Origin of the sequence: Mycobacterium sp., assembly GCF_039583785.1 — a bacterium.
In the GTDB taxonomy this organism is placed as follows: Bacteria; Actinomycetota; Actinomycetes; order Mycobacteriales; family Mycobacteriaceae; genus Mycobacterium.
This window is the reverse complement of the sequence record NZ_JAVKSG010000089.1, coordinates 1-10,778: the sequence shown is the minus strand read 5'-3', so window position 1 is coordinate 10,778 and position 10,778 is coordinate 1. Positions and strand designations below refer to the sequence as shown.

Below are 10,778 nucleotides of genomic sequence, written 5' to 3'. Positions count from 1 at the left end.
TCCACTGCACCCGCAAACAGCGGGCCGCAAACAGGACTTCATGCTGATTGCCCGGTCAAAATCGAAGAGCCCCTATGTTCCCTCGCCACCCGGCTCGGCCGGTTTCCACAGCTATAAGACGGCGGCCTCCGAGGACGAGGTTGTCAAACGTGCGCAGGTTGTTGAGCAGATTCTTGACCGAGTAGTTCCTGGTTGGCGAAGCGAGATCAAGAAGAAGGATCGACAGAAGTGGTCGGTCCATTACGAGGCGTCGATCCGGGCGCGGGAGGCAATAATCCGCGCGGACGAGGTGCGCAAGAACCTGGGTGAGGATGCGCCTGATCTATCTGCGGCCGAGTTGCACCCGTGGATCTGGAGCGGTGCGTCATCACTCTGGCAGTCTGGTCACTACCGTGAGGCAGTCGAAGGCGCCATCAAGAAGTTGAACGCGGAAACCCAGAACAAGGTGGCCCGTCGTGACCTGAGTGAAACGAAGCTCCTCCAGGCATCGTTCTCGACGGATGCTCCGGACGCCGGCAAGGCTCGCCTTCGTCGAATGAAGGACGACGGTAGTGACACCTATAGGTCGGTGCAGCGTGGTGCGATGGCCCTTGCCGAAGGCGTCTTCGCCGGTATCCGCAATCCACTAAGCCATGAGGTCGACCAGGAACTGAGCGAGCAAGAGGCGCTGGAGTACCTGGCTGCCCTGAGCGTGCTCGCCCGTTGGGTTGATGCATCCGACATGGAGGCAGTCTCATGAGTGAGGTCGGGCAAATCGAACGCAAAACCCAGAATCGCGTGATCGCGCTGTTTCGCGAAAAACTCGGCTACGAGTACCTCGGCAGCTGGGAGTACCGCGAGCACAACTCGAACGTCGAGACCGAACTGCTAACCGAGAGTCTGCGAACGCGCGGCTACGACGACAACCTTATCAACCGTGCCCTCGACCAACTCGGCAAAGCCGCCTCGGTCGGTGCCGGCCACGACCTCTACGAGGCGAACAAAGACGTCTACGGACTTCTGCGCTACGGCGTGAAGGTGAAGCCTGGGGTCGGCGAGCAGACCGAGACCGTCTGGCTGATCGACTGGAAGAACCCCGACGCCAACCACTTCGCCGTCGTCGAGGAAGTCACCGTTGCCGGCCACCACGCCAAGCGCCCCGACGTGGTGCTGTACGTCAATGGCCTCGCGCTCGCCACGCTAGAGCTCAAACGCTCCAAAGTCGCTGTTTCGGAAGGCATCCGACAGACAATCGGAAACCAGAAGCCGGAATTCATCCGGTCATTCTTCTCGACCGTGCAGTTTGTCTTCGCCGGCAACGACGTCGAAGGCTTGCGCTACGGCGTCATCGACACGCCGGAGAAGTACTGGCTGGAATGGAAAGAACCCTCCGATGCCGGCGATCCGCTCGACCGAGCGCTGCTGCAGATGTGCAACAAGCAGCGTCAGCTCGAACTGATCCACAACTTCATCGTCTTCGACGCAGGCGTCAAGAAATGCCCGCGCCACAGCCAGTACTTCGGCGTCAAAGCCGCGCAGGACCGCGTCGCGAAACGAGAGGGCGGCATCATTTGGCACACCCAAGGCTCGGGAAAGTCCCTGACGATGGTGTGGCTGGCCAAGTGGATTCGCGAGAACCAGCCCGATGCTCGGGTGTTATTGATTACCGACCGGACCGAACTCGACGACCAGATCGAGAAAGTGTTCAACGGCGTCAACGAGCAGATTTACCGCACCAAGAGTGGCGCCGACCTCATCGTTACGCTCAACGCCAGCGAAGAGTGGCTGATCTGCTCGCTGGTGCACAAGTTCCGCGCCGCGGACAGTGATGACGAGGACGACGAGGCAGCCGCCGAGTTCATCAAGGAACTGCACGCCACGATCCCGAAAGGCTTTAAAGCCAAAGGCAACATCTTCGTCTTCGTCGACGAGGCCCACCGTACCCAGTCCGGAAGGATGCACACCGCCATGAAGGCGCTACTGGCTGAAGCGATGTTCATCGGTTTCACCGGCACCCCACTACTCAAGGCCGACAAGGCCACCAGCATCGAGACCTTCGGCTCGTTAATCCACACTTACAAGTTCGACGAAGCCGTCACCGACGGTGTCGTGCTCGACCTGCGGTACGAGGCTCGCAATATCGACCAGCAGCTGACCAGCCCCGAACAGGTCGACAAGTGGTTCGAAATCAAGACGCAGGGCATGACCGACCTGTCCAAGGCCGAGCTCAAGAAGCGTTGGGGCAGCATGCAGAAGGTGATCTCCGCTGAGCCGCGCGCCAGGCAGATCGTCAACGACATCCTGGTCGACATGGAGACCAAGCCCCGTCTGATGGACGGACGAGGTAACGCCATGCTCGTCGGCTCCAGCATCTACCAGGCATGCAAGTTCTACGAGCTGTTCTGCAATGCCGGTTTCAAGGGCAAGTGTGCCATCGTCACCAGCTACACCCCCAACGCCGGCGACATCGCTAAGGAAGATTCCGGCGCGGGCAAGACCGAGAAGATCCGGCAGTACGACATCTACCGCAAAATGCTGGCCGACTACTTCGACGAACCCGAAGACACCGCCGTGGGCAAGGTCGAGGAGTTCGAGCGGGCGGTAAAGCGCCAGTTCGTCGAGAACCCCGGCCAGATGCGGTTGCTGATCGTGGTCGACAAGCTGTTGACCGGTTTCGACGCACCGAGCGCCACATACCTCTACATCGACAAAAAGATGCGCGACCACGGCCTGTTCCAGGCCATCTGTCGCGTCAACCGACTGGACGGCGACGACAAGGACTACGGCTATATCGTCGACTACCAAGACCTGTTCAACTCGCTCGAATCGGCCATCACCGACTACACCTCCGGGGCACTGGACGGCTACGAGAAGAAGGACATCGAAGGGCTTCTCTCGGATCGCATCGAGAAGGCCCGGGAGAACCTCGACGAAGCACTCGAACGCATCCGTGCGCTTGTCGAACCTGTTGCGCCGCCAAAGAATACCCTGCAGTACCAGCAGTACTTCTGCGCCGTGGAGCAGGGCAACGCCGAACAGCTCAAGGCCAATGAGCCCAAGCGCGTCGAGCTGTACAAGGCCGTCGCCGCCGTCACCCGTGCCTACGGCAACCTCGCCAACGAGATGACCGACGCTGGCTACAGCATCGCCGAGGGCGAGGCGATCAAGAAGGAGATCGCGCACTACATCGACGTACGCGCTGAAGTGAAGCTGGGGGCCGGTGAGGACGTCGACTTCAAGCAGTACGAGGCAGGCATGCGGTTTCTGCTCGACACCTACATCCAGGCCGGCGCCTCTGAAGTCGTCAGTGACTTCGAGGACACCGGTCTGATCGACCTGATCGCCAAGCTCGGCGCCGGTGCGATCGACAAACTACCGGTCGGGATCAAGCAGGACCCCGAAGCGGTCGCCGAGACGATCACCAACAACATGCGCAAGGTGATCATCGACGAACGGGCGATGAACCCGAAGTACTACGACAAGATGAGCGAGTTGCTCGACGCCATCATCGAGCAGCGCCGCCAGCAGGCGATCGACTACCAGGAATACCTCGCGAAGCTGCTTGATGCGGCCAAGAAACTCGGCACCAAGGAATCGGACACTCAATACCCCGACTGGGCGGACAACGGCGCACGCCGCGCCCTGATCGACTTCGGTTTCCCCAGCCCGACAATGCCGAAGCAGGTGGATACGGCGATCCTGACGAGCAAGCCGCACGACTGGGTTGGCCACCCCATGAAGGAAAAGGTCGTCAAAAAGGCAATCAGCCAGACTCTGCCGGACGACTTCGACCGACTCGAGCAGCTATTTGAATTGGTCAAGGCGCGCGATGAGTACCGCTGACGCTCACCTCACTGTCCGCGGCATCGACGTCGACGTCGTCTACAAGGACATCAAGAACCTTCACATCGGCGTCTATCCACCGATGGGCCGCGTTCGGGTTGCCGCACCGACGCGACTCGACGACGATCAGGTGCGCCTGGCGGTGATCCAGCGCCTATCGTGGATCAAACGGCAGCGCGACGAGCTGCGGTCTGCCGAGCGACAGTCCGAACGCGAGATGGTGAGCGGAGAGTCGCACTACGTGTGGGGCGTTAGGCGCCGGCTGAAAGTTGTTGAGCGACCTGGACGAGCGCACCTTGAGGTCGACGGCGAGCGTCTAGTGCTTTACGTACCCGCTGATACGCCCGCCGACAAGCGGCGCGGCCACCTCGACAAGTGGTACCGCGACCAGTTACACCAGGTGATTCCGGAACTTGTCGCCAAGTGGGAAGCGGCTCTCGATGTCACCGTTCCGAAGTGGACTATCCGCCGCATGAAGACCAAGTGGGGCTCTTGCAACCGCGAGACCCGACACATTTGGTTTAACATCGAGCTCGCCAAGAAGCACCCAGACTGCTTGGAATACATCGTGGTCCACGAGATGATGCATTACTTCGAACGTAACCATGGAGAGCGATTCGCCACGCTGATGGATCGGCACTTGCCGGACTGGCGGAGCCGACGGAAACTGCTCAACCAGTCGCCCCTCGCTGAGGAAATCTGGTCATGACGATGGTTTTGAGCTATACAGGTGGCCGCTATGACTGTCATCGAATGCACGCCGAAATCGGGGGCAGCCTGCCGATAATCACTCGGCCACCGCGATTTTGGGCATCTCGAACAGCGTTGTCGCGGAACTCCTTCGGATACTGCCTGGAAGTACGAGCTTCCGTCCGGCTCACTCCGCAGAGCGGACCCTTCCGTTCCAGGGCGGCTGGTATGCGCTCTCTATCCGAAACCAGATCAGTTCTCCTCGTAGTTTCGCGGTGCCGCGCGGCGGGTCAGTTGGTGGGTAGTTGGTCGGTGAAGCCGTCGACTTGATCCACCGTGCTCCAGGTAAGGTTCATCCGCTTTCGCCAATCCTCGGTGAACGCCACTGCGGAGTCGTGGGCGATGCGCGCGCACTTGGCCGTCAGCACTTGGTGCGGGAACCAGGGGCTGCTGTCGGTGAGAGGGTTGGGGCCGATGCGCGGTTCCAACCGCTTCTGCAGGCGGTGATCTTGGTCAAGCCACTGAAGTTCCGGCTTGTCGTGCACCAGTGCGTTGCGAAGGTGGATGATGGCGTCGATCGTCTGCCCCGGCTCTGCACCGAGGTCGATGCGGGGTTGATCGGTGCAGGTCAGGGCGACTTGATACTTCTCGATGACGGTGAGTGAACGTTCAACCCTGTTGGTATTCCACAACTCTCGCATCCGCATGATTGCCTCAACCGGTATCTGCGGCAGTTGGGCGGTAGTTGGGATGTTCGCCGGTTCGACATCCACAAGGTCTTGCCACACGGCGTTCACTTGAGCCTCGAGGTATGCCACAGATTCGAGGACGGCGGCTACGACGTAAGCCCTGAGTTCGCGATCGATCCCTCGGAAGCCGTCCCGCTGTAGGTCGGTCTCGCGGGCTTGAGCCAGCCTAAGCTGCAGGCGGGCATTCCACAGATGCTCGCCAGAAAACGACTGCCTGATCCCGATACGCGGGATTCCCATGACGGCCGTCGCTCTGGCCGGCTCAGGTCTGATGACGGTCGGCGCCGGCACCGACTCCGCTACCCGATTATCCTCACTGCCACCCATGCGCCGCAGCCTATATAGGCCGCGGCATTGTCCGTTAGGTAGCCGAAGGGCCGCGCTAGATACGTACGGTTGTGTCTAGGGGCACTTCGTGGCGTTCGTTCACGAGCCTGACACGAGGTTGAATCCGTCGTGGGCACGTGACCGCGGGTATTCCTCAAACGCGTCCAATACGCGCACACCGAACGCCGGCGTCATCACAGACTGCACTTCTTCCTCTGTCATCCAACGGATTTCACGCGCCTCCTCGGTCGCACGAGGTTCACCGCCAGCTGGCCGACAGCGGTACACCAACGCAACGATTCCCTGGGTCAGATTCTTGTAGACACCGGTGAGCCGTTCGACTATCACCGCAAGTCCGGTCTCTTCCAGAACCTCTCGCTGAACGCCGGCTTCGAATGACTCATCGAGTTCGAGGACGCCGCCCGGGGCTTCCCAGTGGCCGTTGTCATCACGCCTAATGACCAGGATGCGGCCGTCGTCGCGGACCACGATGCCCGCGACGCTGACCGAGTGCTTTGGTGTGCTTGCCATGCGCTCCTCCATTCCTGGACCGGACTCCGGTAGTGACATGGGCGTCTCGTTTTCATAGACTAGTCGTCTAGACATGCAATGGAAGGCTCGCAAGTGCTGCAACTTGGCCAGGTCGACCGGGCGGACGACAAACCGCCGTATCGGCAGATCGCCAGCATGTTGCGCGAAGCTATCAGCTCGGGCCAGCTATCCGCAGAGGAACGCCTGCCGTCCGAGGCAGCGTTGATCGACCACTTCGGAGTCGCCCGCATGACAGTCCGCCAAGCCGTGCAAGAACTGCGCTCAGAAGGGCTGGTGATCTCCGAGCACGGCCGGGGGGTGTTCGTGCGCCCCTCGCCCCCAATTCGGCGACTCGCGTCTGATCGGTTCGCACGGCGACATCGCGCCAGCGGTAAGGCAGCGTTCACCGTTGAAGCAGAGAAATCCGGCTACACGCCGACAGTCGACAACGTAGCCGTGGCGCGCGACAAGCCGAATTCTATTGTCGCCGAACGCCTTCGTTTGACAACCAATGACGATGTCGTCGTGCGATCACGGCGTTACCTCGCCGATGGCCGACCGGTCGAGACTGCGATTTCGTACATTCCGGCCGAATTCGCCCAGGGCACCAAGATCGAACAAGTCGACACCGGCCCTGGCGGCATCTACGCAAGACTCGAAGAGGCCGGCCATAAGCTCGCCCGATTCACCGAGGAAGTCGGCGCGCGAATGCCCACGCCTGAAGAACGCCGTGCGCTGCAACTCCCGGCAGGCGCCCCCGTTCTGACAGTGGTCCGGACGGCATACGACACCAACGACGTAGCCGTCGAGGTGTGCGACACCGTGAAGGTCGCATCCGCCTACCTGCTCGAATACGACTTCTCAGCGCGCTGAGAATTCCCCAAACGACCCAACTGCGCCGGATGCTTGACTTACTCCTCTAGACGACTAGGTTAAGTAGTCATCTAGTGCAATCCACTCGAAAGGGCTTCACAATGTCCATCCCCAAATGGCTCCAGATCGGCCACGACCAAGTGTTCTCGTGCGGTGCATTCGTCGTGTCAGAGGTCACGCCGATGATTGACTTCGACAAGTCGTCGGGCGAGAACCGCGTACAGGCGAGGGACCGCGACACCGGCTTACCAATGTGGCAGGTCGAAGCACTCGACGGCGACCCGGCCGCACCCAAGCGCAACCGGACGGTGACCGTCAAGTTCGCCGCACAAACGCAACCCGTTGCTCCCACCAATTCCAGCGGAACACCGTTCACCCCCGTGGTTTTCGAAGGCCTGATGGCCCTGCCGTACATCGAGCGATCGGGCGACTTCTCCCGGATCGCGTGGTCATACCGAGCCTCGGACATGAAGGCGCCGGGCAAGCCGTCCGCGGCGTCCACGGCGTCCAACTCAGGTCGGGAGTCGGCATGAACCCCGACCCGTACACAACTATCGATCCCGACACGCCCCTGCGGTTCGACCACCTACTGCACTTACTGACCAGCTTCGCCCTCTGCATGGCGGTCGTCGTCATCATCACCGGGGCAGCTCTGACCTACTGGCGGCTGCATTCACCGGATACCTACGAGGAACGCTTCGCCACCCCTGCCCGGCTCCTGCGCTGGCGGCTCTGGGCACACATTTCGTGGCAGCGGCTGTGTAAGCGCTGCGGCTTATCGGCCTCCGAGCAGGTCACCCGCCGCGACAACAAAGGCCACCAGGTCACGTCGACACGTTGGTTTCATCCAAAGCTGTTGGGAACAGACGTGTCTCACACCAGTCTGCGCCTGACGGTGCGAGCACGGATGGGACAGACCGTCGAAGACTTGGAGCGCGCGGTTCCAGCGATCCGCGACGCTGCGGGCGCACACTCGGCGCGGTCTGTCGTCGTCTCGCCCGGGACGCTCCGGATCGAGCTGGTCATGCGGGAACAGCTGTCGACAATAGGTCACGCGGCACCGCCGACGGCAGTTGCGACAACACGAGTGACACTCGGGCGATGCGAAAACGGGTCAGCGTGGACCTTACCTTTGAGCGGCCGGCACACCCTCACTGTGGGCTGCTCAGGTGCGGGCAAAGGTTCGGTCTTCTGGGGCATCGCTGGCGGGCTCGGCCCCGCTGTTGCTGCCGATGTGGTTCGCCTGGTGGGCATCGACCTGAAGTACGGCATCGAATTGTCAGTCGGCGCTCAATTGTTCACCAAGATCGCGACCACAGAGGCCGATGCGGTAGAAACCCTTGCCGCACTGGAGAAATTGATGGACAAGCGTGGCACCGCGATGGCAGGTCGCACCCGTGAGCACAGTCCGAACAAATCCGCTCCGCTGGTCGTGCTGCTGATCGATGAACTGGCCGGAGCCACCGCTTACATGAGCGACCCGGCCCTGCGTAAAGAAGCCGCTGCGTCGTTGTCGCGAATCCTCACCAAGGGCCGTGCGCTGGGAATCGTGGTTGCGGCGTTCCTACAAGACCCACGAAAAGAAGTCCTGCCGATGCGGGGCCTGTTCACTCAGACCATTGCGCTTCGACTGCGATCCCGAGACGAAGTCACGATGGTTCTCGGCGACGGGATGGCCGATGCAGCACCCGCACACCGAATCAGCCCTGAGAGTCCGGGCACCGGCTACGTCATCGCCGAGGACGGCCAAGTGACCAAGGTGCGATCCGACTTCTGGTCCGATGAGCAAATTCACTCCGCTGCAAGGCAGTACGGGCGGAAGCACACTGCCGGAGGTAAGGGCGATGAGTGACGATTGGTCCATCCTCGAACCACCTGACAAGGATCAGCTGGCACGGCATGCCGATGATCTGACCCACCGTGCCAACCTCGTCTGCAGACACGGATGGGCCGAGTACCGGCATCGATGGTCCTGCGGCGAGGTCCTGGGCACCGCTCTGGTCCTGGGCGACGACGTCGAACTCCAGCGATGCGGCGAGACAACGGATTCCGCATTGGAGCGGTGGGCATACGACCTCTGGGGTATTACAGGCGGTCAATCCGACGTCGACGCCGGTTTGCAGCGCACGCGCGCCTGGTTTGACTCGATCCGCGCAGCGAGGTGACGCAGTGGTCACTCACGGCATCAGGGAGGCTCTCGTCGCGACGGGAAACTTCCCAGAATTACTGACCGCTGAGCAGATTTCAGTACTGCTCGGCGTGTCAGCCGCAACGCTCAACCGCTGGGCCGCGCTTCGGGAAACCACCGGCGAACAAATCGGGCCGCCCTGCTACACGCTGTCAGAGCGGGTACGCCGCTGGGACTGCGCCGAAGTCCGGTCATGGTTGAAACAGGTGCGTCGATAGTGGCCGGCAATACTCCGCGCGGAATCCGTAAGCGCGTCAACGCCGCTGGCGATCCCCGCTACCAAGTGCGATACCTGGTCCGCGATCCTCAAGCGCCATCAGGCTGGGTCGAGACGTCGGCCACATTCCGGACGCTGCGCGAGGCGAAGGCGTTCAAATCCGAACGAGACAACGAAGCTGCACTCGGCGCTCGTCGGTTCGATCCACGCCTTGGCCGCACGCCGCTGAGCCGGGTCTGGACGCAGTTCTCCGATTCAAAGAAACCCGCGGTCTCGCCGAAGACCTGGAGCGGCTACACCCAGCACTGGGAATTGCGCATCGCACCCCGCTTCGGCCATGTGCCCGTCGACGAACTCACCCGCGCAGATGTTCAGACATTCGTCGACGGCCTGCTGGTCGGACCGTGGGCGAAGGTTTCCACGCTGCGACTCTTGCGTTCGATTCTCGATGTTGCCCACCAGGACGGCCGCATTCACCGCAACCCGGCCCTCGGCGTCTCGGCGGGACGTATCCCCGAGCGTGAACGTCACCGCTATCTGAGCGTCAAGGAGGTCCACCAACTCGCTGCCGCGTGCGGCGATCAGGGCGACGTCGTGATCATCCTCGCCTACACCGGCCTGCGATGGTCCGAACTCGTCGGCCTCCGCGTCAAGGACATCGACCTGCCCGCCCGTCGTCTGTACGTCCGGCGCGCTGCGCCCGAAGTCGAAGGCCGGATCGTCATCGGCCCCACCAAGACGGTGGCCGGGACTCGAACCATCCCGCTCCCCCAAGTCGTCGTTGACGCCTTGAAACCGCGCGTCGCCGGCCGCGCTGCCGATGAGCCTGCCGTCACATCACCCAACGGAAAAATGCTGAGGTCCAACAACTGGCGTAGGCACACTCACTGGAACAACGTGCTCAAGAAGACAGGCCTGGCACCGTTGACCATTCACGAACTGCGCCACACCTACGCCAGCTTGGCCCGCAAGTCCGGCGCTGACCTGCGCTACGTCCAGAAGACCATGGGCCACTCCACGCCAACTGTCACCGCGAACATCTACAGCGACCTCTATGCCGACGAACTAGACCACGTGGCGACCAACCTCGATCATCTTCACGCGACTGAGATTCACACCCCAAAGACCGGACAAGAACCGGACGAAATCAACCATCCACCGAGTGCATAATCCGTGTCAATGCAGGTCAAAGATGGTGGCCAGGGCCGGGATCGAACCGGCGACCTTCCGCTTTTCAGGCGGACGCTCGTACCAACTGAGCTACCTGGCCGGAAGGCACTGTCTGCATCCGGAGTGCCGTACCTATGGCGACCCTGACGGGACTCGAACCCGCGACCTCCGCCGTGACAGGGCGGCGCGCTAACCAACTGCGCCACAGGGC

General features: G+C 61.6%; 11 protein-coding genes and 1 tRNA gene. 9 read left to right on the top strand and 3 right to left on the bottom strand.

What is annotated here, in order from left to right; genetic code table 11:
• The 3 genes from ABDV69_RS18690 to ABDV69_RS18680 all read left to right on the top strand — a co-directional run.
• Positions 1-739 (top strand): TIGR02391 family protein (locus ABDV69_RS18690; RefSeq protein ID WP_343577069.1); only part of this gene is annotated, 739 nt, incomplete at its 5' end.
• Positions 736-3,822, top strand: coding sequence for an HsdR family type I site-specific deoxyribonuclease (locus ABDV69_RS18685; protein WP_343577067.1), 3,087 nt, complete (start codon positions 736-738; stop codon positions 3,820-3,822). The genes ABDV69_RS18690 and ABDV69_RS18685, both read left to right, overlap by 4 nt.
• Positions 3,809-4,531, top strand: coding sequence for a SprT family zinc-dependent metalloprotease (locus tag ABDV69_RS18680; protein WP_343577066.1), 723 nt, complete (start codon positions 3,809-3,811; stop codon positions 4,529-4,531). Before ABDV69_RS18685 ends, ABDV69_RS18680 begins: the two co-directional genes overlap by 14 nt.
• A gap of 271 nt (positions 4,532-4,802) precedes the next feature.
• On the opposite strand, the gene ABDV69_RS18675 is transcribed toward ABDV69_RS18680, so the two are convergent.
• On the bottom strand, positions 4,803-5,588 hold the full coding sequence (locus ABDV69_RS18675) for a hypothetical protein (RefSeq protein WP_343577065.1): 786 nt from the start codon (positions 5,586-5,588) through the stop codon (positions 4,803-4,805).
• A 99-nt stretch (positions 5,589-5,687) separates the two neighbouring features.
• Positions 5,688-6,119 carry an NUDIX hydrolase gene (locus ABDV69_RS18670; RefSeq protein ID WP_343577064.1) on the bottom strand — a complete coding sequence of 144 codons (432 nt, stop codon included), beginning with the start codon at positions 6,117-6,119 and terminating at the stop codon, positions 5,688-5,690.
• Positions 6,120-6,197: 78 nt separating this feature from the next.
• Between ABDV69_RS18670 and ABDV69_RS18665 the strand changes: the two genes are divergently transcribed.
• The 6 genes from ABDV69_RS18665 to ABDV69_RS18640 all read left to right on the top strand — a co-directional run bounded on the left by ABDV69_RS18665 (position 6,198) and on the right by ABDV69_RS18640 (position 10,567).
• A complete protein-coding gene (locus ABDV69_RS18665; RefSeq protein ID WP_343577062.1) occupies positions 6,198-6,992 on the top strand; it encodes a GntR family transcriptional regulator in 795 nt (264 codons plus the stop codon).
• Positions 6,993-7,093: 101 nt separating this feature from the next.
• On the top strand, positions 7,094-7,525 hold the full coding sequence (locus ABDV69_RS18660) for a plasmid replication, integration and excision activator (RefSeq protein ID WP_343577061.1): 432 nt from the start codon (positions 7,094-7,096) through the stop codon (positions 7,523-7,525).
• Positions 7,522-8,844 (top strand): FtsK/SpoIIIE domain-containing protein, encoded by a 1,323-nt coding sequence (locus tag ABDV69_RS18655; protein WP_343577059.1) that lies wholly within the window; start codon positions 7,522-7,524, stop codon positions 8,842-8,844. Before ABDV69_RS18660 ends, ABDV69_RS18655 begins: the two co-directional genes overlap by 4 nt.
• On the top strand, positions 8,837-9,157 hold the full coding sequence (locus tag ABDV69_RS18650; RefSeq protein ID WP_343577058.1) for a hypothetical protein: 321 nt from the start codon (positions 8,837-8,839) through the stop codon (positions 9,155-9,157). Before ABDV69_RS18655 ends, ABDV69_RS18650 begins: the two co-directional genes overlap by 8 nt.
• Before the next feature lie 4 nt (positions 9,158-9,161).
• Complete coding sequence (locus tag ABDV69_RS18645) at positions 9,162-9,398, top strand: DNA-binding protein (protein ID WP_343577057.1); 237 nt, start codon at positions 9,162-9,164, stop codon at positions 9,396-9,398.
• Positions 9,398-10,567 (top strand): site-specific integrase, encoded by a 1,170-nt coding sequence (locus ABDV69_RS18640; protein WP_343577071.1) that lies wholly within the window; start codon positions 9,398-9,400, stop codon positions 10,565-10,567. The genes ABDV69_RS18645 and ABDV69_RS18640 overlap by 1 nt, the downstream gene beginning before the upstream one ends.
• Positions 10,568-10,590: 23 nt before the next feature.
• On the opposite strand, the gene ABDV69_RS18635 is transcribed toward ABDV69_RS18640, so the two are convergent.
• Positions 10,591-10,667 (bottom strand) — tRNA-Phe (locus ABDV69_RS18635).
• Positions 10,668-10,778: the final 111 nt, after the last annotated feature.